This window comes from Halodesulfovibrio sp. MK-HDV, assembly GCF_009914765.1.
Classification (GTDB): Bacteria; Desulfobacterota; Desulfovibrionia; order Desulfovibrionales; family Desulfovibrionaceae; genus Halodesulfovibrio.
Genome location: NZ_WYDS01000022.1, coordinates 1 through 22,444, shown reverse-complemented (window position 1 = coordinate 22,444; position 22,444 = coordinate 1). Strand labels below are relative to the sequence as shown.

General features: G+C 45.5%; 22 protein-coding genes. 20 read left to right on the top strand and 2 right to left on the bottom strand.

The genetic code is table 11. From position 1 onward, the window contains the following. The first annotated feature begins 6 nt into the window (after nucleotides 1–6). Nucleotides 7–498 (top strand): YajQ family cyclic di-GMP-binding protein, encoded by a 492-nt coding sequence (locus MKHDV_RS15750; protein WP_160716974.1) that lies wholly within the window; start codon nucleotides 7–9, stop codon nucleotides 496–498. 344 nt (nucleotides 499–842) lie between these two features. On the opposite strand, the gene MKHDV_RS15745 is transcribed toward MKHDV_RS15750, so the two are convergent. Next, nucleotides 843–1,217 (bottom strand): hypothetical protein, encoded by a 375-nt coding sequence (locus tag MKHDV_RS15745; protein WP_216846942.1) that lies wholly within the window; start codon nucleotides 1,215–1,217, stop codon nucleotides 843–845. Between the two features lie 180 nt (nucleotides 1,218–1,397). On the opposite strand from MKHDV_RS15745, the gene MKHDV_RS15740 reads away from it, so the two are divergent. The 19 genes from MKHDV_RS15740 (at nucleotide 1,398) to MKHDV_RS15650 (ending at nucleotide 20,683) form a co-directional block, all read left to right on the top strand. After that, complete coding sequence (locus tag MKHDV_RS15740) at nucleotides 1,398–3,344, top strand: ATP-binding cassette domain-containing protein (protein WP_160716972.1); 1,947 nt, start codon at nucleotides 1,398–1,400, stop codon at nucleotides 3,342–3,344. Between the two features lie 498 nt (nucleotides 3,345–3,842). Next, complete coding sequence (gene groES, locus MKHDV_RS15735) at nucleotides 3,843–4,127, top strand: co-chaperone GroES (protein WP_160716971.1); 285 nt, start codon at nucleotides 3,843–3,845, stop codon at nucleotides 4,125–4,127. A gap of 41 nt (nucleotides 4,128–4,168) precedes the next feature. Next, entirely contained in the window at nucleotides 4,169–5,818 is a 1,650-nt protein-coding gene (gene groL / locus MKHDV_RS15730) for a chaperonin GroEL (RefSeq protein ID WP_160716970.1), read from the top strand. 163 nt (nucleotides 5,819–5,981) lie between these two features. Continuing rightward, complete coding sequence (locus tag MKHDV_RS15725; protein ID WP_160716969.1) at nucleotides 5,982–6,653, top strand: hypothetical protein; 672 nt, start codon at nucleotides 5,982–5,984, stop codon at nucleotides 6,651–6,653. Nucleotides 6,654–6,655: 2 nt separating this feature from the next. Further along, nucleotides 6,656–7,432, top strand: coding sequence for a FlgO family outer membrane protein (locus MKHDV_RS15720; RefSeq protein WP_160716968.1), 777 nt, complete (start codon nucleotides 6,656–6,658; stop codon nucleotides 7,430–7,432). A 205-nt stretch (nucleotides 7,433–7,637) separates the two neighbouring features. Then, nucleotides 7,638–7,772 carry a 50S ribosomal protein L34 gene (gene rpmH / locus MKHDV_RS15715; RefSeq protein WP_160716967.1) on the top strand — a complete coding sequence of 45 codons (135 nt, stop codon included), beginning with the start codon at nucleotides 7,638–7,640 and terminating at the stop codon, nucleotides 7,770–7,772. Then, nucleotides 7,760–8,146, top strand: coding sequence for a ribonuclease P protein component (gene rnpA, locus MKHDV_RS15710; protein ID WP_160717094.1), 387 nt, complete (start codon nucleotides 7,760–7,762; stop codon nucleotides 8,144–8,146). The genes rpmH and rnpA overlap by 13 nt, the downstream gene beginning before the upstream one ends. Next, entirely contained in the window at nucleotides 8,146–8,394 is a 249-nt protein-coding gene (gene yidD, locus MKHDV_RS15705; protein WP_160716966.1) for a membrane protein insertion efficiency factor YidD, read from the top strand. The genes rnpA and yidD overlap by 1 nt, the downstream gene beginning before the upstream one ends. A 16-nt stretch (nucleotides 8,395–8,410) precedes the next feature. Next, on the top strand, nucleotides 8,411–10,027 hold the full coding sequence (gene yidC / locus MKHDV_RS15700) for a membrane protein insertase YidC (RefSeq protein WP_160716964.1): 1,617 nt from the start codon (nucleotides 8,411–8,413) through the stop codon (nucleotides 10,025–10,027). Nucleotides 10,028–10,069: 42 nt separating this feature from the next. Beyond that, nucleotides 10,070–11,236 carry a protein jag gene (locus MKHDV_RS15695; RefSeq protein WP_160716962.1) on the top strand — a complete coding sequence of 389 codons (1,167 nt, stop codon included), beginning with the start codon at nucleotides 10,070–10,072 and terminating at the stop codon, nucleotides 11,234–11,236. Between the two features lie 88 nt (nucleotides 11,237–11,324). Beyond that, nucleotides 11,325–12,701 carry a tRNA uridine-5-carboxymethylaminomethyl(34) synthesis GTPase MnmE gene (gene mnmE, locus MKHDV_RS15690; RefSeq protein ID WP_160716960.1) on the top strand — a complete coding sequence of 459 codons (1,377 nt, stop codon included), beginning with the start codon at nucleotides 11,325–11,327 and terminating at the stop codon, nucleotides 12,699–12,701. A gap of 261 nt (nucleotides 12,702–12,962) precedes the next feature. Beyond that, on the top strand, nucleotides 12,963–13,628 hold the full coding sequence (locus MKHDV_RS15685; protein ID WP_160716958.1) for a 4Fe-4S binding protein: 666 nt from the start codon (nucleotides 12,963–12,965) through the stop codon (nucleotides 13,626–13,628). 3 nt (nucleotides 13,629–13,631) lie between these two features. Further along, nucleotides 13,632–15,014: a 4Fe-4S binding protein gene (locus MKHDV_RS15680; RefSeq protein ID WP_160716956.1), complete on the top strand. Its 1,383-nt coding sequence runs from the start codon at nucleotides 13,632–13,634 to the stop codon at nucleotides 15,012–15,014. A 77-nt stretch (nucleotides 15,015–15,091) separates the two neighbouring features. Continuing rightward, a complete protein-coding gene (locus tag MKHDV_RS15675; protein WP_160717092.1) occupies nucleotides 15,092–15,706 on the top strand; it encodes a 3'-5' exonuclease in 615 nt (204 codons plus the stop codon). 198 nt (nucleotides 15,707–15,904) lie between these two features. Next, nucleotides 15,905–16,591, top strand: coding sequence for a response regulator (locus MKHDV_RS15670; RefSeq protein WP_160716954.1), 687 nt, complete (start codon nucleotides 15,905–15,907; stop codon nucleotides 16,589–16,591). 58 nt (nucleotides 16,592–16,649) lie between these two features. Beyond that, entirely contained in the window at nucleotides 16,650–17,399 is a 750-nt protein-coding gene (pstB, locus tag MKHDV_RS15665; RefSeq protein ID WP_160716952.1) for a phosphate ABC transporter ATP-binding protein PstB, read from the top strand. A gap of 61 nt (nucleotides 17,400–17,460) precedes the next feature. Beyond that, on the top strand, nucleotides 17,461–18,135 hold the full coding sequence (phoU, locus tag MKHDV_RS15660) for a phosphate signaling complex protein PhoU (RefSeq protein ID WP_160716950.1): 675 nt from the start codon (nucleotides 17,461–17,463) through the stop codon (nucleotides 18,133–18,135). A gap of 704 nt (nucleotides 18,136–18,839) precedes the next feature. Beyond that, a complete protein-coding gene (locus MKHDV_RS15655) occupies nucleotides 18,840–20,042 on the top strand; it encodes a dicarboxylate/amino acid:cation symporter (protein ID WP_160716948.1) in 1,203 nt (400 codons plus the stop codon). A gap of 173 nt (nucleotides 20,043–20,215) precedes the next feature. Beyond that, on the top strand, nucleotides 20,216–20,683 hold the full coding sequence (locus MKHDV_RS15650) for a nuclear transport factor 2 family protein (protein ID WP_160716946.1): 468 nt from the start codon (nucleotides 20,216–20,218) through the stop codon (nucleotides 20,681–20,683). A gap of 153 nt (nucleotides 20,684–20,836) precedes the next feature. Here the strand turns inward: MKHDV_RS15650 and alaS are convergent. After that, nucleotides 20,837–22,444 (bottom strand): alanine--tRNA ligase (alaS, locus tag MKHDV_RS15645; RefSeq protein WP_160716944.1); only part of this gene is annotated, 1,608 nt, incomplete at its 5' end.

Genomic DNA, 22,444 nt, shown 5'->3' with positions numbered 1-22,444 from the left:
TATACAATGCCATCTTTTGACGTAGTAAACAAAGTTGATTTGCAGGAAGTTGATAACGCTGTGAATAACGTGAGAAAAGAAGTTGAGACCCGTTATGATTTCCGTGGTACAACCACTGAACTCAGTCTTGATAAAGGCAATAAGCGCCTTAGCATTCTTGCAGGTGATGAACTGAAAATGAAAGCTGTGGAAGAAATGCTCAAAACTCATTTCTTGCGTCGTAATGTTGATCCACAGATTCTTGAATTTAAAGATCCAGAGCCAACCTCTAAGGGTGCGCTTAAGCGTGATGTTGTCTTTAAAGAAGGTATTGAGAAAGACCTCGCTAAGAAGATGGTGAAAGAAATCAAAGCCTCTAAGCTTAAAGTTCAAGCACAGATTCAGGATGACCAGTTGCGTGTAACCGGCAAAAAACTTGATGACCTTCAGGCTGTCATGGCAATGCTGCGTGAAGGCGATTACGGTATTCCTCTTCAGTTTGTGAATATGAAAAACTAATTTTTTTGAGTAAGTTCTGTTTTTGAAGGAGTTGTTAACAAAATTTGCCTCCGGCGGCTTAAGAACCTCTTGCAAGAGGTTCTTAAGAATCTCCAGAAACTTTTGTTATGCGACAAACGCCCGTTCATGATTTTCTCACACGGCTTAATTTCGCTGACTTAAACACCAAAAAGGGTTGTCCTAGACATCTAGGACAACCCTTTTTTATTTCGCGAAAGGTAATGAAGCATAAGCCGTGAGGTGACGCGAAAAACGTACTGGTCTCGCTAATGAAAAGTTTTGAAGGGGGTCTGGGGGAAACTTTTTTAAAAGTTTCAGCCCAGCCGCCGGAGGCAATCGTTGTCTTATTGCTGCTCTTTTAATTGCTGAATGAACAGCTCAAGGTCATTTGGCTGCCCTTGTTGATAATCTTGAGGATAGAGGAGCGCGGCCATATAAAATGGAGATCCGATGCGAAGCGAGGTGGTCGCACTTTGTGAGAATTTGCTGAGCATGTTTTGTAAAGACGAAGCTTTTTCTGGAACCATTTTTTTTGTTATGGGTTGCGTAAGGTGTGCGAGTCCAGAGAGCAGGCGCGCTTTTTCTTCTAGGATAGAGCGGTAACGTTGTATTTGTTGCGGATCTTGAACCAGCTCTGCGGCAAGGGATTCTAGGTGTCCTACTTGCTCAGCTTGTTCTGAAAGTACGGATATGAGTTCGTCTATCGGTTGCACTCGCATGTGTTGTTCCTCCATTTGTAGAGAATGGTAGCACCGAAATTTGGTTATTCCAAGGAGCAAGAATCTGGCAGGACGTTTGCCGGTGCAAAATGGTATCTGTACATTGCTTTCTTGCGAATTATCGTTCTCGCATATACAACACAGTCCTGAATTTATGTATGTTCGGTTTGGAGATAATATATGGCACTTTTAAGTATACAGAATGTTTCACTTACTCTGAGCGGCCCGGAACTGTTGTCCGGTGTAAGCTTGCAGATTGAAGAAGGGCAGCGAGTTTGCCTGCTTGGTCGTAACGGCGCGGGTAAATCAACCTTTATGAAGCTCATGTTTGGCGACATTAAGCCTGATGGAGGCGTGGTTGCACGTCAGCAGGGCTTGAAGGTTGCAATGCTCTCTCAGGAAGTGCCTGACGCTATTACGGGTAACGTCTATAGTGTAGTTGCTTCCGGTCTTGGTGAGCTGGGCGAAGCGCTTGCTGCGTACCATGAAGCATCTATATTGCTGGATACCGGTAAGGATACGGATGCTGCGCTTGCCGCAATGTCTGATGCGCAGCATGTTCTTGATGAGCGGGGCGGCTGGGAGTTGCATCAGAAAATTCAAACAGTGACAAATCACCTGAAATTGAATCCTGATGCCGAGTTTTCTTCACTGTCTGGTGGTGTGAAACGTCGTACTATGCTCGCGCGTGCACTTGCTTCTGAGCCGGACTTGCTGCTGCTTGATGAGCCTACTAACCACCTTGATGTGGAATCTATTACATGGCTCGAAGAATTTTTACAGCGCTATGTAAAGTCGCTTGTTCTCATTACTCACGATAGAATGTTTATGCGCAAAGTTGCGAACCGAATTGTAGAGCTGGATCGCGGGCACCTTGCGGATTGGTCTTGCGACTACGATACCTTTTTGGTTCGTAAAGAAGAAGTGCTGCATGCGGAAGACGAAGAATGGCGCCGTATGGATCAGAAGCTCAAAGAAGAAGAGATTTGGGTCCGTAAAGGCATCAAAGCGCGTCGTACTCGTAACATGGGACGTGTACGAGCATTGCAGGACTTGCGTAAAGAACGCGCAAAACGTCGCGACCGCTCTGGTAATGTGGGCATGGCGGTGCAGGTGGCTGATCGTTCCGGTAAAGTTGTGGTTAAGGCAGATCACGTAACATATACGTATCCTGATGCCATGGTTCCGGTAATCAAAGATCTTTCTACCATTGTCTCCCGCGGTGACAAGATAGCACTTATTGGTCCTAACGGTGTGGGTAAGACAACCTTGCTGCGTTTGCTGCTTGGTGAGCTTGTGCCGCAGGTAGGGACAATTAAAGACGGTACCAAGATTGAAGTGGCATATTTTGATCAGCTGCGTAACGTGCTGAATGAAGAAATGTCTGTGCGAGATAACGTAGCGAACGGAAACGATACCGTTGAAATTGGCGGCGTACAGAAGCATGTTGTCGGATACTTAAAAGAGTTTTTGTTCGACCCTGAACGTATGAATATGACGGTTAATACACTTTCTGGTGGTGAGCGTAACCGCTTGTTGTTGGCAAAGTTGTTTACCCAACCGTGTAACGTTCTGGTGCTTGATGAACCGACAAACGACCTTGATGTGGAAACATTGGAGTTGTTGGAAGCACAGATTGTTGAATTCGCAGGTACTGTTCTTATTGTTAGCCATGACCGTGCTTTTGTGAACAATGTAGTGACATCTACATTGGCATTTGAGGGCGACGGTGTGATTAATGAATATGTTGGCGGATACGATGACTGGCAGCGTCAGCGTCAGGATATTGATGCAGAAAAAGCGGCTAGTAAAAAAGCTGCTCAAGAAAAGTCTGAATTAAAAAAAGAAGCTGATAAGCCGAAAAAGTTAACATATAATGAACAGCGCGAAGTGACCAAGTTGCGCAAAGAGCTGGAAGAGATTCCAGCGAAGCTTGAAAGTATGGAAGAAGAACAGGGAGCGTTGGAAGCTAAGCTCGCTGATCCTAAATTTTATACTAACAGCCCTAAAGAATTTGATGAAGCAACAGACCGCCTGGAGTCTCTTGCAGGAGAGCAGGAAGCTGTAATGTTGCGCTGGGAAGAAGTGGAAGCACGAATTGCCGAGCTTTCACAGGTCGAAAAGTAGTTTTCATCTTGCGTTAGTAAATACTGGCAGAAATCAATGTTGTACGATTAATGCTTGAGAGTTTGTTGTGCTTGAGATATAGCCGTGCACCTGCTTAAGGGATTTATTGTTTCATGCTGCTAACTGCTCGCAACGATATAGCATTGCCTTGTTATTCAACCACAGGTTGTGCTGGCGAAAATAACGCAAATATGTAGAAAAAATAAAAAGCTTAACATTTTGTTTTTTCTACATAAATTGAAAAAGAGTGAAAAAAAAGCACTTCACCCCCTTTTCAATTATGAAAACAGCTTTATACTCCCTGACAGTTTTGAATAAGTATGCAACCCGATGGAGTTATCTTTATCGGGTCTGATTTAAATAGTAATTGGTGGCTTTGCCTGATTTTATGTAATGTGCTTGTTTTTAAGTATATTACAAGGCAAGGCGCAAGACTGACACATCCGGATGTGGCAGTTGAGAATTTAGATAGTAACATTATGTTGGAGGTTTATACTTATGAATCTGAAGCCACTGAGCGATCGAGTTCTGGTAAAACGCCTTGAAGCTGAAGAGAAGACTGCTGGCGGTCTCTACATTCCTGACACTGCCAAAGAAAAGCCTTCTCGTGGTGAGATCGTAGCTGCAGGTCCTGGTCGTGTTGAAAATGGTAACACCATCGCTATGACTGTTACTGTTGGCGATCTTGTTCTGTTCAACAAATACGCAGGTAACGAAATCAATATCGACGGCGAAGAATTCCTCGTTATGCGCGAAGAAGACGTTCTCGCAATTATCGCTTAATATTTTTTTCCTCTCTTTAGATTCTTAGGAGATATACCAAAATGGCTAAAGAAATTCTTTTTGACGTAAAAGCTCGCGAAAGCCTTTCTCGCGGTGTTGATAAACTTGCTAACGCTGTTAAAGTGACCCTCGGCCCTAAAGGTCGTAACGTTGTTATCGAAAAATCTTTCGGTGCTCCTGTTATCACTAAAGACGGTGTTTCTGTTGCTAAAGAAATCGAACTCGAAGACAAGTTCGAAAACATGGGCGCACAGATGGTTAAAGAAGTTGCTTCTAAAACTTCTGACATCGCTGGTGACGGTACAACTACTGCTACCATCCTCGCTCAGGCAATCTACCGTGAAGGTGTTAAACTCGTTGCTGCTGGCCGTAGCCCAATGGCTATCAAACGCGGTGTGGACAAAGCTGTTGAAGCTCTCGTTCGCGAACTTAACGCTCTTGCAAAACCAACCCGCGACCAGAAAGAAATCGCACAGGTTGGCACCATCTCTGCTAACTCCGATGCTACCATCGGTAACATCATTGCTGAAGCAATGAGCAAAGTTGGTAAAGAAGGCGTTATCACAGTTGAAGAAGCAAAAGGCCTCGAAACTACTCTTGACGTAGTTGAAGGTATGCAGTTCGACCGTGGTTACCTTTCCCCTTACTTTGTGACCAACGCAGACAAAATGGTTGCAGAAATGGACGAGCCCCTCATCCTTATCTGCGAAAAGAAAATTTCCAACATGAAAGACATGCTCCCTGTTCTCGAACAGGTTGCTAAAATGTCTAAGCCACTCGTTATCATCGCTGAAGATGTTGACGGCGAAGCTCTTGCAGCTCTCGTAGTTAACAAACTTCGTGGTACTCTTAACGTTGTTGCTGTTAAAGCTCCTGGTTTTGGCGAACGTCGTAAAGCAATGCTCGAAGACATCGCTATCCTTACCGGTGGCCAGGTTGTTTCTGAAGAAATTGGTGTTAAACTCGAAGCTATCACTGTTGCAGAACTCGGTTCCGCTAAACGTGTAGTAATCGACAAAGATAACACAACAATCGTTCACGGTGCTGGTAAAGCTGAAGACATCAAAGCACGCGGCAAAATGATCCGTGCTCAGATCGAAGAGTCTTCTTCTGATTACGATCGTGAAAAACTTCAGGAACGTCTCGCTAAAATCGTTGGCGGCGTAGCTGTTATCAACGTTGGCGCAGCAACTGAAACCGAAATGAAAGAGAAAAAAGACCGTGTAGAAGATGCTCTCAACGCAACTCGTGCTGCTGTTGAAGAAGGCATCGTGCCTGGCGGTGGTACTGCTCTCGTTCGCGTTTCTACTATCCTCGACGAAGTAAAACCTGCTGATGACGACGAAGCTGCTGGCGTACGTATTATCCGTCGCGCTATCGAAGAGCCTCTCCGTCAGATCGCTGCCAACGCTGGCTTCGAAGGTTCCGTAATCGTAGAGAAAGTTAAAATTGGTAAAGACGGCATGGGCTTCAACGCTGCTATCGGCGAATACGAAGACCTCATCAAGTCCGGCGTTATCGATCCTAAAAAAGTAACCCGTATCGCTCTGCAGAACGCAGCTTCTGTTGCTTCTCTCCTGCTCACCACTGAGTGTGCAATTGCAGATAAGCCTGAACCTGCTGGTGCTGCTGCAGCTCCTGCAATGCCAGGTGGCATGGGCGGCATGGGTGGCATGGGTGGCATGTACTAATTAGTACAGCCCAACCTAGCTATCACGCTATTAAAAGGCTGGAGTTTTTGCTCCGGCCTTTTTTGTGTATGAACACTTTTTTAAAGATACTGCGCTGTCTTCCGAAAAGTAGATAGAAAACGTCTTCGGGGACGATTTGTACTATTAACGTGAAGAGGCGCACATGCATAATGTAAGAAGAATATGGACAATCGCTCTTGTGGTTGTTTTGGTATTAGCAACAGCAGGTTGCTTAAAAGTAAGGCGAAAGGCTACATTTGCGCGTACAGCGTCGCCCGTAGTTTACGAAGAGTTTGTAGCTGTGGATGACTGGAGTGAGTGGGCGGCTGAAATAGCTAATCACGTAGCCAAGTCTATTAAAGACCGGCCAGACCTTGACGGCAAGCCGATTTATATGCGCCCGATGAATGACAGAGCGTTTGCAACTGGTTTCTACAGCTTGCTGCATACAGAGCTTGTAAGCCGCGGGCTGCAGGTTGCTGTGCAGCGAGAAGAAGAAATGCTTATTTTAAGCTATGCAACACTTCCTGTTTCAACTGATCGTCGCGGACTTATGCAAGCAAGTAGTGATGCGCGTCTTATTGGTTCATCCGGAGATGATACTCTTGATGATAGCAATAATGTTACCTCAACATTCTACGATAAAACTGGTAGTGATGAAGATAGAGCCGTTATCCTCTCCGTAGGTATGAGCTTTAATAATCGGTATGTCATGCATGCATCATCAATCTTGCGTGTTGCAGCAGATCAGCAGGCGAATTTTGTTTCTCCGTATGAACGCGGATATCAGGTGGAAGAATTTCCTACTCGAACAATCAAGGTTACAGGAGAATAGTAATGCGAAACGTTCTGATTCTTTTAGTAGCGATTACATGTTTGTTGCCAGCGGCTGCTTTTGCAGAAAACGGAAGCGTTTTACCTCCAGCGCCGGAGCAGATTGTAACCTTGCCGGAATTGAGTTTTGAGCCTTCATCACTTTCTGCTGAAAACTTTATGGCTGCCGATGTGATTGCAGAGCAGATGAGTGGTAAGGTTAGTCGTAACAGTCCTGTGCTTATTGCGAGCATGGTTCAGTTGAATGACCTTCGTCATTCTTCCATGCTTGGAAGACTCGTGATGCAGCAAATTTCATCACGCATCAGCCAGTTCGGGTATAAGGTTTTGGAAACACGTCTAAAGAAAAAATATTCTATCATTCCTAAAGAGGGTGAGTTTATTTTAAGTCGAGATGTATCCGAACTGATGAAAAAAGAGTACAATGCCCAAGTGGTGCTGGTCGGCAGTTATGTGCCGACACCGTACAGAGTGTATGTTTCCATTAGATTGCTGCGTATTGCGGACGGTGTAGTTATGGCAGCACACGAGTATACGTTGAAAAGTAGACGCGAGTTTGCTGTTTTACTTCGTGAAGATAAAGATGAGCAACGTGACTTGTGGGCGATGTTTAACAAGCGTCCAAATGCATATGCAACACAAGGAAAAAGCGCAAAAGCTAGAAAAGGTGTACAGTTGTCTTCACCTGATTTGATCAGGCCACAAGCTGATGGCGATATAGAAATGACCAACTTTCCAGTCCTGAATGCTCCGGCAAATGCCTCGGAATTAAAAAGGTAGTGAAAAATCGCTATAAGTGAGTGTTTATGCTTGATGGGACAGGCAAAACCCTCTATGTATACACAGCTGTTCGGTACTATATTTTATTATTTTTAGTCAGCTGCCAGTAAAATGGGGGCTGACGTTTTGTATGTTTATGATAAACTTGACGTGGACGCGTATACTCTGTAGAAGAGGCCGTTCATTTTTTTAAAGGAGTCATCTCATGAAGAGAACTTACCAGCCTAGCAAAATTAAGCGTAAAAGAACCCACGGTTTTCGTGCTCGCCTCAAAACCGTTAGTGGTCGTGCGATTCTTCGTCGTAGACGCGCTAAAGGGCGTTCGAAATTATCTGCCTAACGTTCCCAAGAACACATCGGCTGACCCGGCGGCCAGACTTCGTTAAATGTTACGATGATGGTCGCCGATACTTTTCTAAAAATTTCGTTCTGTTTGTTTTAGAAAAGGAAGAACCCCTCGTCTTATGGCGAGTGGGTTTGGCTGTAACGAAGAAAACAGGATCGGCAGTACAGCGTAACCGTGTAAAGCGTGTGTTGCGTGAGTTTTTTCGACTGAATCAGCGGGAAATACCGAACGGCATTGATTTAGTTGTTGTGCCTAAACGCCGATTAGATCCTGAGCGTGTTGACCTAAAATTTGTCACACAGGAAATTTTACCGATCATTCACAAATTGCGTGAAAGGTCCGCTCGGGGTGGGGAAAGTGAAGCGTAATGAAGAAGATCTTCCGCACGCTGCTGGTAGCGCCTATACGATTTTACCAGCTCTGTATTTCGCCTCTTTTTCCGCCTGCCTGTCGCTTTGTTCCATCGTGTTCAGAGTATGCGGCGCAGGCCGTGATGCGCCACGGCTTTTTGAAGGGATCAGCTCTCGCCGGATGGCGCATTTTGCGTTGTAACCCCTGGTCTGCAGGGGGGCACGATCCCGTCCCGCCTTCCAAAGATAATAATCCCGATGCATAGGAGCTATTGAGGGCCCATGGATAAAAACCGAGTCATAATTACCGTTGTACTCTGCCTTGTTATCACCGTAGGGTGGAACTATCTTGCCGAGTACATGGGATGGCTACCGCAGCCTGTTCAGCAGACCGCGGTAGAAGGAACTACAAATGTAGATTCCAACTCCCTTGCTAAGGTTCAGCCAGCACAAAACACACCAGCATCAGATTTGCCAGCTTTCAAGGCTGAAAGCGGACGCACTGTTTCTGTTGATACTCCACTTTACACCGCAACATTCCATTCTAATGGCGGTGTGCTGCAAAGCTTTGTACTTAAAAACTACAAGGCCGAAAACACCCCTGATTCTCCGAATGTTGATCTCATTGGCAAACCAGCTTCTGCTTTTGCCCCTCTTGGTCTCCTCATTGATGGTGATCGCACTTGGGAAAAAGCAGCTTGGAGCTTAAAAGGCTCTGATCTTACCATCGAAAATGGTAAGGGCGGTATGCTTGTGTTTGTTGGTGAAGTAGATGGTTTGCGTATTGAGAGAGAATTCTCATTTACAGCAGACACCTACACTATTACAGAAAAGACTAATATCATTAACGTGGGTACGAATCCGCGTAATGTTCGATTAGATTACACTCTTGATACCGACAGTATGGCCGATATTGACAACCCGTACAATAAAACGCGTGTTGCATGGTTTACTGACACCGAAGGTCTTGATACTGAAGAAGATATCGATGATCTCGGTCAAGGCATCAGCAGTACCCTGCCTATGATGTGGGCAGGCGTGGAAAGCAACTACTTTATTGCTGCCATTGCACCTAAAAGTGCTGACCTTGCTCTGAAAGCTAAATACCAGAGCGGCGTGTACAGACTTGCTCTTGAAAAAGATGGTATTGGTATTGCTCCGGGCAGCATGGCTTCCGAGACTGCTACCTACTACTTTGGTCCTAAGATTACCAAGTACCTCGCTGTTGCTCCTAATGTTTTGAGTGCAGCTGAAGACTACGGTTTCTTTACTGTTCTTGCAGTGCCAATGCTCAAAATGATTAACTTCTTTGAGCAGTACGTAGGTAACTACGGTATAGCAATTATCCTGCTTACTATTCTTATCAAGATTGCATTCTGGCCATTATCTCGTAAGAGCTATAAATCTATGGAGTCTATGAAAAAGCTCCAGCCAATGATGCAGAAGATTCGCGAAAAATATGCAGATGATCGCGAAAAACAGAATGCGGAAGTTATGGCATTGTACAAAACTTACAAGGTAAACCCTGTAGGTGGCTGTCTGCCAATGGTTATCCAGATTCCAGTATTCTTCGGCCTGTATCAGGCGTTGCTTAACGCAATTCAGTTGCGTCATGCTTCATTCATTGATTTCTTGCCGTTTACAAACATGCCTTGGCTTTCTGACTTGTCTGCACCAGACCCATATTACATCACGCCTATCGTGATGGGTGCAACAATGCTGCTTCAGCAGCTGCTCAGCCCGAGCACCGGTGACCCGACTCAGCGTAAGATGATGCTCATCATGCCTGTAGTCTTTACGTTTATGTTCTTAAACTTCCCTTCCGGGCTCGTAGTGTATTGGCTTGTAAACAACGTGCTTTCCATATTGCAGCAGTGGCTCATGCTACGTAAGGCGTAACGCCTCTGTTTTTCAAACGCGATTACCTTCTGAGGTGTATGCATGGATGGATACAAAGAGTTCAAGGGTAAGACCCTTGACAGCGCTATCGAGGAAGCGTGTAGCTACTTCAATAGTCCTCGGGAAAAGCTGGAAATTGACCTCATTAATGACGCGAAGACCGGTATTTTTGGTCTAGTAGGGGCGAAGAAAGCTAGAATCAGAGCCCGCAGAATGCAGGTTCAATTTGATTCGCAGGCACTGTCTGCCCCATCAGAGACTTCCCGACGCTCTAAGAAAAGTACCGCATCGGTTACGGCGGAGCCTGAAACCGAGCGGAAGACTGAGAGGCCGAAACAACGGCAGGAACGTCCTAATAGACGTTCTGAAAAACCTCAGCCTGTTAGACAACAGAAACCTAAAGAAAAGCCTGTAGCTTCTCCTGAAGAAGCTCAGACTGCAAAACCAAAACAGGAACGTGGACGCCCCCAGCGCTCTAAGCCTGAAGGCACCCGAGGTCAAAAACCGACCCCGAAGCCTTCCGAAAAGCCTCAAGGTGTAAAACCTGCTCGTAAGAAACAAGAGGCAAGCGAAGAGAACAGAGAAGGGCAGCAGCGCGGTCGTAATGGCCAGCGTCGTCCTCAGAGAGAGCATTCTCCTAGACAGGATAATGCACCGGCTCCAAGACAGCAGCGTCCGGTTAGACCGGCACCTGTTATTGAACCGGTTAGAGCTGATCCGATTCCTGAAGCAAACCTCGACGAGCTTGATCAGACTGAGCTGTTGAAGGCAGTAACAGAAGTAGTGAACCGCCTTATTACTCCTGTAATCGGTGAGACTCCGGTTGAAGCCCGTATTGAAGACGGACGCGTTAAAGCTTCCATCTCAAGTGGCGACAACTCAGGACTCCTGATTGGTCGTGAAGGCCAGACTCTTGCTTCGTTCCAGTACCTTGCAAACCGTATTGTCGCTAAGATGTTCGGTGTTGCAGTGCGAGTACAACTGGATACTGGTGATTACCGAGAACGTCAGGATGAAAAATTGCGCGACATTGCTCTGCATTTAGCTGAAAAAGCTAAAACTATGGGCAAACCGCAGTCTACTCGTCCACTTAGTTCTTATCATCGCCGCGTGGTTCACCTTGTTTTACAAGAGGATGACGAAATCCAGACCCGCAGTAAAGGTGATGGCCCGCTCAAGCGTGTTATCATCGGTCGTAAACGCAAATAGCGTTTTTGACGATACAGTATTGAAAAAGAGGAGCCCTCGGCTCCTCTTTTTTGTGTTACTCTCTTTGAAAATATTTTAGGACACAGTCATGACCCAGAACGATACAATTGCAGCGATTGCCACAGCAATGGGGCAGGGTGGTATTGGCATTATCCGCATCAGCGGTGTTGAAGCCGGTACTATTCTTCGCAAACTGTTCCGCTCTTCCAATACTAGCTTTACAGACTTTCGCCCTTGGGTGCTCCATCACGGGCACATTTTAGATGCAAAAGGCGAAGATCTGGATGACGTACTGGTCGTACATATGCCGGGAACAAAAACGTTTACCGGTGAAGAGTGTGCAGAAATCCACTGTCATGGTGGACCGGCAATTTTAAGTAGCGTGCTCGAGGCAATTTTTGCACTTGGTGCACGTCCGGCAGACTGTGGAGAATTTTCCAAGTGTGCATTTTTGAACGGACGTATGGATTTAACTCAGGTTGAAGCCATTGCGGAAATGATTGCCGCTCCGGCTCGTGAAGGTGTTCGTCTTGCACAGGCAAAACTTGATGGTTTGCTTGGGCAGCGTATTGTGGAATTACGTGCTCGCCTTGAACTTGTTCGTATGAAGCTTTGTGTTGCTGTGGATTTTCCAGAAGAAGATTTGGAATGTCTTGATCCACAGGAATTCAAAAACGATATTTCTTTTGTACTGGAAGCTATCCGCACCTTGCTTGGTAACTTTACTCGTGCGCGTTGCTGGCGTGACGGTGCTCTTGTAGTACTCGCAGGTCAGGTTAATGCCGGTAAATCCAGTTTGATGAACGGCTTGCTTGGTCGTAAACGTGCCATTGTTACAGAAATCCCGGGCACAACTCGCGATTTTCTGGAAGAGCATCTTACATTCGACGGTCTGCCTATTCGACTTGTTGATACAGCAGGGCTTCGCGAAACTGGTGACATAGTAGAGCAGGAGGGCGTTCGCCTTAGTCGTGACCTTTCTTCACAGGCTGATCTTGTTTTGCTCGTTGTCGATGCAACCCGCGGCCTTGGTTCGCACGAAAGAGAACTCATCGCATCTGTCGGTGCTGAGAAAATTCTTCTCGTATGGAACAAAGTAGACTTGGTTGATGAATCTCAGGACATTGAAACCGAAGACTGCTCCATAGTACAAATTTCCGCCAAACATGGTGATGGACTCGATATGCTTGTTAAAGCAATTCGTAGTAATATTCTGAGCCGTAATGGTGATGCTAAAGAGCCGGAAGCAGGCGATTTGGTTCCTAACCTTCGTCAGAGTCACGCTCTTGAACAGTCCGTTACAGAGCTTGAAGGTCTGCTGGAAGATCATGCCATGCAGATTCCATATGACTTACTTGGTGTACGTCTGGAAACAGCGTGTTCTATTTTGTCTGAAATAACAGGTGAAACAACACCGAATGAAATTCTGAATAAAATTTTTGAAAGTTTCTGCATCGGTAAGTAGAAGTAAAATGCTTGAGTACTATTCATTATCAGGATAGTTTCTCGATAAGCGCTTGATTATACCCGAACAACGGCACAAGTGTGTGATGTACGTCACAGCAATCTTGTGCCGTTTTTTTATTATTATTCAACTGCTTCAACCTGATGCTTTGGTTTATTACAATAGCCCTAGAGCGATCGTAATAAATCTATCCGATCAACGTGTGCTGTTGTGTGATGGTAGGTATTAAGTTGGGGCAGTCCTTTTATATATGGAGTCGTTATGTCTAAACCAGCTGTAGAATCAGTAGAAATTATCGCCTGTCGTGGCATCTCAGGCGGCAACTGTCGATTTGCTATGAATGCCAATGAAGCATTTCCTGCCGCTATACGTAAGGTTGTAGAGCAAACAGGATGGGATGGTTTCTTGCGTACGCAGATTCGCGGTCCATTGCTGCATCATCATACACTTAAAATTTCTGTGGCTGCATGTCCCAACGGATGTTCACGCCCACATATTGCTGATATAGGCATTATCCGTGCTAAGCGACCGGAACTTATTCCTGACATGTGTTCCCATTGTGGACTGTGTGGACGTATTTGTCCGGATAAGGCTATCTCGTACGATAAAGGCGAGCCTGTCTTTGACCATGAGCAGTGTATGAAGTGCGGTATGTGTATGGAAAAATGTCCGGAACGCGCTATCCGTGCTTCTGAAGATGGATACCGAATTGTTCTTGGTGGAAAGCTTGGCAGACACCCGCGCCTTGCATCTGAACTGGACGGTCTTTTTTGTGAAGAACAGGTGCTTGCTATCATCGCAGAAAGTGTATTTTATTACATGGAGCAGTACCGTCCAAAGCTACGTTTCGGCACTCTTGTTGAAGAAAATTACGACGCATTACTGCTGCGGTTGGAGTTTGCCAAAACCGTTCGCTGCAAAGGATAACGAATGACGACACCGCAAAAAATGTCTGATCCGACAGAGGATGCTTCCTGTGAAGTGCCTCCTGTGTCTCCGCTCCGTGCTGCCTGGCTTGCCGTACCTGTATTCGGGTTAATAATTCTGGCTGCTCACTTTTTGCGGTTCGGTAACATGGGGCTTGCTTTAGTCCTCGTTGCTATGGCTGGATTGTGTTTTACCAGACTTGGCTGGGCGCGCATTGTGTGCTCCATAATCTTGTTTGCGGGGTCCTTTTTGTGGGTGCAGTCTGGGATAGAGTTTGTTCAGATCCGTATGGCGGTGGGGCAACCTTGGGTAAGACTCGTAGCTATTATGGGGAGTGTCTGTGCTTTCAGTTTGTTCGGAGCATGGATGCTGAGCACAGAAAAAGCAGCGGTTCGATTTTTCAAAGACAGATCAACAGCTTTAAGTCAGGCAGCTGTTTTTCTTCTTGCGAGCGGCGGGCTTTGGCTTTGTCGTGCAATGCCTAAGAATATGACGCTACTCATTGCTGATCGGTTTGTTCCGGGAAGCGGAGTTATCGAGATCTTTATTATAGCCGTTTATGCAGCATGGCTGTGCGGCTTGCTCTTAGACAAGCGGACACAGCGTAAGGCACGCTCGTATGCATGGGCATTTTTCTCTTTTATTTTCTTTGGCCAACTTGCGCTCGGATTGCTCGGTTTTACTACGTTTTTGATGACTGGTTCACTACATCTTCCAATACCTGCTCTTATTGTTGCAGGGCCGTTGTTTAGAGGCAGTGGTTTTTTTATGCTCATCCTTTTTTCTGTTTCTGTACTCCTTGTGGGAGCGGCATGGTGTAGCCATTTGTGCTATATAGGCGCATGGGATGACAGAATGAGCCGTGTGTACAAAGGAAAAACAGGGCGCTTGCCAGCGTGGGCTCCTAAAGTTCGTATTGTTCTTGCTGTGGTGGTTTTTGCTGCTGCATTGGGAATGGGCTTAGCGGGGGTTCCGGTTCTTGTCGCGGTATGGGCTGCAGCCATTTTTGGACTGGTCGGAGTTGCGATAATGCTTTTTGTGAGCCGCCGGATGAAGATGATGGTACATTGCAGTGCGTTTTGTCCTCTAGGTGTGATGTCGAATCTGCTTGGAAAAGTAAGTCCATGGCGTCTACGTTTTTCAGATGCATGTACAAAGTGTAATGCGTGTGTTGCTGTTTGTCGCTATAATGCCATTACTCCTGAGCGGTTAGAGGCAGGTTCTCCTGCATTTTCCTGTTCGTTATGTCGTGATTGTACCGCAGTGTGTAAGCATGGAGCGGCTGAAGTTCGACTCTTCGGTTTTGCTTCACCCAAAGTCACTCATATATTTGTAGTGTTAGTTACATCTTTGCATGCAATCTTCTTAGGTGTGGCCAGAATGTAGATAGTCGAACGTATTCAGCCAAAGGGCTTTACGAGACCACTGTGGTTATGTATTCTTACAGTCCACTAAATATGACTATGAAGTATGATCCAGAACAATATAAGCGCAAAATTACCAAAGAAGAGATCAATGCGTTGCCTTTGCGAAGATATGATGGCGACATCTGTCTTATCCGCACAGAAGGTGAACTGCAGTACGCTGTAGATCGCATGCGAGAGGAGGACTTGCTCGGTTTTGATACCGAAACGAGACCTACCTTTAGAAAAGGCAAAATAAATCTGCCTTCTCTGGTTCAATTAGCGTGCTCGGATGTTGTCTTCCTCATCCAGCTGAACTGGGTGCCTTTTAGTGAACCTCTTATTTCGTTACTTGCCGACAACTCTATTCTGAAAACCGGAGTAGCCGTCAGAGACGACATTAAAGATTTACAGAAGCTGTCCCCGTTCAGAGACAGAGGTGTGGTTGACTTGGGAGAGATCGCCCGTCACATTGGTCTTGAAACTCACGGATTGCGCAACCTTGCTGCAAACTTGTTGGAGTTCAGGATTTCAAAAGGAGCGCAATGCTCCAATTGGGCGAACAAAGAGCTAACTCATCAGCAGATAGTATATGCTGCTACTGATGCTTGGATTAGCCGCCTTATTCACATTAGAATGGAAGAGACTGGCCTTATGGCTGGCATTTCCCTTTGATTACTGCAATGCGTTTTAGCAATGCAAAAAAGGTCGGAATCGTATGATTCCGACCTTTTTTTGTTTTTTTGAAACAAAAAAGGTATGATTCCGAACCATTGTTAATAAATACTTCATTTTGTCATATTGATGTAACCGTGTCTCCCTTAGGTTGTAACGAATTACTGATGTAACCGTCATGCGAGTCGGAGGAAACAGATGGCTAATACTATTTTGCTTGTAGAAGATGATGAAGACATTAGACAACTGCTCACGTTTACGTTTGAAGCAGCAGGTTTTGATGTCATTACGCGCTCAGATGGTCAGGAAGGGCTGGATGCAGCCGTGGCAGAAACTCCGGATGTTGTGATTCTGGATATTATGCTGCCTTCCATGAGCGGACTGGATATCTGTAAAGTGCTCAAGCGTAATGCAGAGACTGAATCTATTCCGGTAATAATGCTCACCGCACGTGGTGAAGAAGTGGATCGTGTAGTCGGGTTGGAACTCGGTGCAGATGATTATGTAGTAAAGCCATTTAGCCCACGGGAACTTGTTTTGCGTGTGCGTGCCGTGCTTAAACGTAATGCGCCGCCAGAACCGGCTTCCAAAGCAACAAGCCTTAAAATGGATGGCCTTGTTGTAGATATGGATGCGTATAAAGTTCTTATCGATAATGAAGAAGTGCTGCTGACAGCAACAGAATTTAAACTACTCGCAGAATTGCTTAAGAATAAAGGCCGTGTTCGTACACGCGACCAGCTGTTGAATACCGTATGGGGATACGAATTTGAAGGCTATGCACGTACAGTAGACACACATGTGCGCAGGCTGCGCCAAAAAATCGGGGACTACGCAAAGTATATCGAAACCATGCGTGGTGTCGGATACAGATTCAAAGAATAGCATCTTGCTGGGCATACAGCACAGCAGAATGATCGTAGCAATGGTGGAGTAAATCAATATGAAGATGTATGCCAAGGAGCTGAATTTCTACTACGGTGATTTTCAGGCATTGGAAGATATTAACCTTGAGTTTGCACAGAATCAGGTGACATCGCTAATCGGCCCGTCCGGTTGTGGTAAGTCTACTTTTTTACGCTGTTTAAACCGAATGAATGACCTTATTCCTGTGGCGCGGGTGGAAGGTGAGATTGTTCTCGATGGTACTAATATTAATACCCCGAAGCTTGATGTTGTAGAGCTGCGCCGCCGTGTGGGGATGGTTTTTCAAAAGCCTAACCCGTTTCCGAAAACTATTTTTGAAAATGTTGCATACGGCTTGCGGGTAAACGGCATTAAGGATGCTTCATTTCTTGCTGCAAAAGTTGAGGAAAGCCTTAAAAACGCTGCCCTGTGGGATGAAGTGAAAGATCGCCTTGAGACATCTGCTTTAGGACTCTCGGGGGGACAGCAGCAGCGTCTTTGCATCGCCCGTGCGTTGGCCGTTGAGCCGGAAGTGCTTCTCATGGACGAGCCTGCATCAGCACTCGATCCAATTGCTACGCAGAAGATTGAAGAGCTTATTTTTGAGCTTAAGAAACAGTACACCATCATTATTGTAACGCATAGTATGCAGCAGGCAGCCCGTGTTTCTGATAACACAGCATTTTTCTACATGGGCAAGCTTATTGAGCATGGTGAAACTGAGATACTGTTTACAAGACCTTCGCAGAAGCAGACAGAAGATTACATTACCGGCAGATTTGGTTAGCGTTTTCGCAATCACCATTTAGTCGCCGAAATGCCCACGACAACTTTTTTGGAGAAAATACATGGAGACTCAGTTTCATGTAAAGCTGGATGCTTTACGAGCTAAATTACTGGAAATGGCTGCACGAGCGCAAAACGCTGTAGAATTTGCCACTGTGGCACTTTTACAGCGGGATGTAGAGCTGGCAGAGCGTGTCATCAAAGAAGATAGACTTATTGATGAAATAGAATGCGAAGTGGACGATATGTCCTTGCGTCTTCTTGCATTGGATACCCCAGTTGCAATTGATCTGCGTTCCATTGTGGGAATGATGCGTGTGGCAGTGAACCTTGAGCGAATCGGGGATCAGGCTGTGAACATTGCACGGCAGGCCAAATATCTTTCATCCAGACCTGCATTACCTTTTGAGGCAAACCTGGAAGAACTTTGCTCCGTAACATTGGATATGCTGAAGACATCCATTATTGCTCTGCGGGAGGGAGATTCAATGCTTGCCCGTGAGGTGTGTCGCATGGATGAAGAGTGCGACAAACTTGATGTGGAAGTGATCAAAGAGCTCGTGAACTACATGGGCTATGAATCTCCTGCTGTTAAGCGAGCAGTAGCTGCAATTCTCACCTCCCGCAGTTTGGAACGTGTCGGTGACCTTTCCACGAATATTGGTGAAGCTGTTGTTTTCATTATTGAAGGTGAGAGCATTAAGCACAAGATTTGTAGCCAGAAAAGCATGTTGTAGAAACATATAGAGATGACAGCCCAGTTTTCGAGTGAACGAAATATATTGTGAAATAAAATTTTTATTCCAAATTTTTAAAGCTAGCTTGAATCATGGGTGAGAGAAAAATGTCTCTTGTGTTTTTTACATAAATGGTAAAAATTTACTGTTCTTAGATGAAGCCTCTGTGCAAAGATTTTGTACAGAGGTTTTTCTTGTACTGTGCAGAAAAGACAGAAAATATTACTATACATACGGGCTGTATTGTATGACAAAAATGTCAAAAAATATTTTTTACTATGACTTTCAAACTAATATTTAAGAGGGAATGTGTTCGTTACTTATTTGTAATAGTGGATTTTTTTCTGATTTGACGAAAAAGCAAAGGTGCGCTATTCACCCTAAGCTTTTAGCGTTAGCACTATAATTTTTTGTCTACATCAAGTCACGTAACGGCAGTCATAGGTCTGCCTTTTTTGTTGCTTGAATGACAGTAAGTAAAGATATTTTTAATAAATATCCTATAGATATTTGCTCGGAAAACACCCGAATAAATGCGTAACGCATATGCGTAGGTGTCTAAACACCGGTTGTGACGAGCAAGCTGCATTTTCAGAGAGGAGGGTGCAGGTTGTGCTGCCATTAGTCGCTGAAAACCCGGTGGTTGCTGTTTTGTATAAATTTTGTTTGATGCTGCTGCATCCGGCAAGCAAAGGAGATCTTTAATGAAGTTGTGGACTCAAATCCTCATCGGTATGGTCGTAGGTGTGGTTATTGGTGCGTTTGTACCGGCTGTTGTTCCTTACATTACTCCTGTTGGAACCCTGTTTATTAATGCGATTAAAATGCTTATCGTGCCTTTGGTTTTTGCATCCCTCGTAACTGGTATGACCAGCATGGACGATGTGAAAAAACTTGGCCGTATCAGCCTTAAAACTATCGGCATCTACCTTACCACTACTTTGGTTGCGATTTCTATCGGTCTCATTATCGGTGAACTATTCCAGCCGGGCGCAGGTATGAACCTTGCTGCTGCCGGTGAACAGGTAACCAAAGAAGCTCCTTCCCTTGTCAACACATTAACCGGCCTTATTCCTAAGAACCCGATTGATGCAATGGTAAAAGGCAATATTTTGCAGATCATTGTATTTGCAATATTCATTGGTCTTTCTATCAACTTTGCGGGCGAAAAGGGTGCTCCTGTAAAGAATTTCTTCGGATCTCTTGCCGAAGTAATGTACTCCATGACGTCTATTGTTATGGCATGTGCACCATACGGTGTTGCTGCTCTTATCGCTAAAGTAGTTGGTCAGTACGGTCTTGAGGCGTTGCTGCCTCTGGCAAAAATTATCTGTGCAATGTACGTGGGCGCAATTGTCCATGTTCTCTTCACATACGGTAGCTACGTAACGGTAATTGGCCGCCTGAACCCAGTGAAGTTCTTCCGTGGTATTCTTGATGCACTTATGGTGGCATTCTCTACAGCTTCCAGTGCGGGTACTCTTCCTGCTACTATCCGTTGTGCAGAAAAGAACCTCGGCGTTTCACCTTCTATTTCCAGCTTTGTTCTTCCGCTTGGCGCTACCATTAACATGGACGGCACAGCGATTTATCAGGGCGTATGCGCACTCTTTATTGCGCAGGCATACAATATTGATCTTACCATGGGTAATATTGTGACCATCATGCTTACAGGTACTCTTGCTTCCATCGGTACAGCTGGTGTGCCAGGTGCTGGTCTTATTATGCTTTCCCTTATTCTTTCTTCTGTTGGTCTTCCAATGGAAGGCATCGCTCTCATTGCCGGTATTGACCGTGTCCTCGATATGGCGCGTACAACCGTTAACATCTCCGGTGACGCAATGACCGCGGTTCTCGTATCACGCACCGAGAATGAACTTGATGAAGAAATATACAACGCTTCATAGATCTCTTTACATACCGTAAGTTAAAGGCTCGCAACATTCGTTGCGAGCCTTTTTTATTAAGTGGTGTGATAAGCCATATGAAATAATTGCTCGCTGTTACTTATAGGGGGAGTGTGTACTATCGAATAGAAATCTAAAGATAGTTGCGCGTAATAATTGAGTATGGAGAGTGTATGAAAAAACTAATCGGCTTCCTGATTATGTGTATGTTTCTACCTGTAGGTGCTTTTGCTGAACAAGAGACGATTCCTTTGGAAAAGATTACAGATCCGGATATGGCACATGAGATGTTTGTAAAGGCGATAAATGAAAAGAATATAGATCAACTATGCGCAATGTATACAGATGATGCAGTTATGGTACTGCGTGATGGCAAATTAGAAGTCAGTGGACAAAGCAGTATTCGCAGAGTGTTCTCCATAATGGTAGACATGGTGGAAACACTCCAGATTGAAACCGTGTATCAGGTTGAATCTGAAGACACGGTGCTTTTTAGATCAAAATACAGTTCAGTGTACAAAACTCCTGATGGAAAGACTGAAGAGGTTGTGAGTAGCGGTATAGAAGTATTGGAACGTCAAGAAGACGGGACATGGCTATTTTCGATTGATCACCAGAATGGTGGTGCAAACGTTTTGTAGATTAGTAAACTGGCACAGCACATATGGAAAAAGGGCTTGAGATTATCTCAAGCCCTTTTTGCGTTATTACGACATACTTGCGTTTACATGATGTCCCAATAAAAAAGCCCATACACTTTCGTGCATGGGCTTTGAATTTACGGGATAAGCTGACTAGCCTTTTACAAGAGCTTTAAGCTTTTCGAATGCAGCGTTGATACCATCTGCATTGTTACCGCCAGCCTGTGCCATATCAGGGCGTCCGCCGCCTTTACCGCCAACTTCACCGGCAATCTGACCGATAAGCTGACCAGCTTTGAACTTGTCATTGAGGTCTTTAGTAACAGCTACAAGAAGGGTAACTTTACCTTCACTGTCTGCAGTTGCAAGACAAGCGATACCGGACCCAAGTTTAGAACGAAGGTCGTCCATAATGTCGCGCAGTGCTTTCACGTTAGGTACGTCAACGCGTGCTGCGAGAACTTTTACGCCGTCAATGTCAGTTACGTTTGACATGAGATCGCCGCCCTGACTGGAAGCTGCTTTAGCCGCAAGCTGTTCCATGTCTTTTCGCAGGGAACGATTTTCCTGCTGCAAACCTTTAACGCGGTTAGCAACATCGCCAGCTTTGCCTTTAACGAGGCCGGCAATGGAATGCAGCTCTTCGCGGTTGGCAAGGGAGAGGTTGAGTGCGTTAAAGCCGGTTGCTGCTTCAATACGACGGATACCGGCAGCAACGCCGCCATCGGATAGAATGAAGAAAGAGCCGGCCTGACCTGTAGCAGAAAGGTGAGTACCACCGCAAAGTTCAACTGAGTTGTCGGCGATAGCAACAACACGAACCTTGTCAGTGTATTTTTCGCCGAAGAGAGCCATTGCGCCTTTCTCAACTGCTTTTTCGTATTCCATTTCAGCAACATCAAGTGGAATGTTCGCCATGATTGCTGCGTTTACATCCAGCTCAATCTCTTTGATTTCTTTTGGAGTAAGTGCGGAAATGTGGGTGAAGTCGAAACGCAGGCGGTCTGGAGTTACCAGTGAGCCGGACTGCTTAACGTGATCACCAAGTACGCGGCGAAGAGCTGCGTGGAGCAGGTGAGTACAAGTGTGGTTACGTGCAGAAGCGAGACGAACCTCTTCGCTAACCTGCATGTTCACAGCCTGTTCGTTGCGGATGCTGCCTTCAGAAACTTCAATGTGATGAACGGTAAGTTCAGCATTTGGCTTCATAGTATCAAGGACTGTAGCGTTACCGGAATCAGCAGTGATGACGCCATGGTCACCGGACTGGCCGCCGGATTCGCCGTAAAATGGAGTCTTGCTGGTTACAAGGTAGCCTTTCTGGCCGACAGCGAGGGACTCTACATTTTCTGCTTTTTCATCCATGAGCACTACGATACGGCTTTCGGTGCCGAGGCTGTTGTAGCCTACAAATTCGCTGCGTGTGCCTTCTTCGAGAAGAGACTGGAAGCGTGCAGCAAGTGTGTCGCCAGCAGCGCCTTTCCAAGCTGCTTTAGCACGCTGTTTCTGCTGCGCCATGAATGCTGTGAAGCCTTCTTCGTCAACAGATATGCCGCGTTTTTCAGCGATGTCATTGATGATGTCGATAGGGAAACCAAAGGTGTCGTACAGTTTAAATACTGTTTCACCTTTGAGTTCTTTTTTAGGCGTATTTTCAACCGCAAGGAGTTCGTCTTCCAGAAGAGCAAGACCTTTATCCAAAGTTTTGTTGAAGCCTTCTTCTTCCATAATTACGACGCGATCCATAAAATCTGCGTTGTC

Bases quoted from the DNA above. Each gene is read 5' to 3' on its own strand.
- MKHDV_RS15750 (WP_160716974.1), top strand. From the start codon at position 7: ATGCCATCTTTTGACGTAGTAAACAAAGTTGATTTGCAGGAAGTTGAT.
- MKHDV_RS15745 (WP_216846942.1), bottom strand. From the start codon at position 1,217: ATGCGAGTGCAACCGATAGACGAACTCATATCCGTACTTTCAGAACAA.
- MKHDV_RS15740 (WP_160716972.1), top strand. From the start codon at position 1,398: ATGGCACTTTTAAGTATACAGAATGTTTCACTTACTCTGAGCGGCCCG.
- groES (WP_160716971.1), top strand. From the start codon at position 3,843: ATGAATCTGAAGCCACTGAGCGATCGAGTTCTGGTAAAACGCCTTGAA.
- groL (WP_160716970.1), top strand. From the start codon at position 4,169: ATGGCTAAAGAAATTCTTTTTGACGTAAAAGCTCGCGAAAGCCTTTCT.
- MKHDV_RS15725 (WP_160716969.1), top strand. From the start codon at position 5,982: ATGCATAATGTAAGAAGAATATGGACAATCGCTCTTGTGGTTGTTTTG.
- MKHDV_RS15720 (WP_160716968.1), top strand. From the start codon at position 6,656: ATGCGAAACGTTCTGATTCTTTTAGTAGCGATTACATGTTTGTTGCCA.
- rpmH (WP_160716967.1), top strand. From the start codon at position 7,638: ATGAAGAGAACTTACCAGCCTAGCAAAATTAAGCGTAAAAGAACCCAC.
- yidD (WP_160716966.1), top strand. From the start codon at position 8,146: ATGAAGAAGATCTTCCGCACGCTGCTGGTAGCGCCTATACGATTTTAC.
- yidC (WP_160716964.1), top strand. From the start codon at position 8,411: ATGGATAAAAACCGAGTCATAATTACCGTTGTACTCTGCCTTGTTATC.
- MKHDV_RS15695 (WP_160716962.1), top strand. From the start codon at position 10,070: ATGGATGGATACAAAGAGTTCAAGGGTAAGACCCTTGACAGCGCTATC.
- mnmE (WP_160716960.1), top strand. From the start codon at position 11,325: ATGACCCAGAACGATACAATTGCAGCGATTGCCACAGCAATGGGGCAG.
- MKHDV_RS15685 (WP_160716958.1), top strand. From the start codon at position 12,963: ATGTCTAAACCAGCTGTAGAATCAGTAGAAATTATCGCCTGTCGTGGC.
- MKHDV_RS15680 (WP_160716956.1), top strand. From the start codon at position 13,632: ATGACGACACCGCAAAAAATGTCTGATCCGACAGAGGATGCTTCCTGT.
- MKHDV_RS15675 (WP_160717092.1), top strand. From the start codon at position 15,092: ATGAAGTATGATCCAGAACAATATAAGCGCAAAATTACCAAAGAAGAG.
- MKHDV_RS15670 (WP_160716954.1), top strand. From the start codon at position 15,905: ATGGCTAATACTATTTTGCTTGTAGAAGATGATGAAGACATTAGACAA.
- pstB (WP_160716952.1), top strand. From the start codon at position 16,650: ATGAAGATGTATGCCAAGGAGCTGAATTTCTACTACGGTGATTTTCAG.
- phoU (WP_160716950.1), top strand. From the start codon at position 17,461: ATGGAGACTCAGTTTCATGTAAAGCTGGATGCTTTACGAGCTAAATTA.
- MKHDV_RS15655 (WP_160716948.1), top strand. From the start codon at position 18,840: ATGAAGTTGTGGACTCAAATCCTCATCGGTATGGTCGTAGGTGTGGTT.
- MKHDV_RS15650 (WP_160716946.1), top strand. From the start codon at position 20,216: ATGAAAAAACTAATCGGCTTCCTGATTATGTGTATGTTTCTACCTGTA.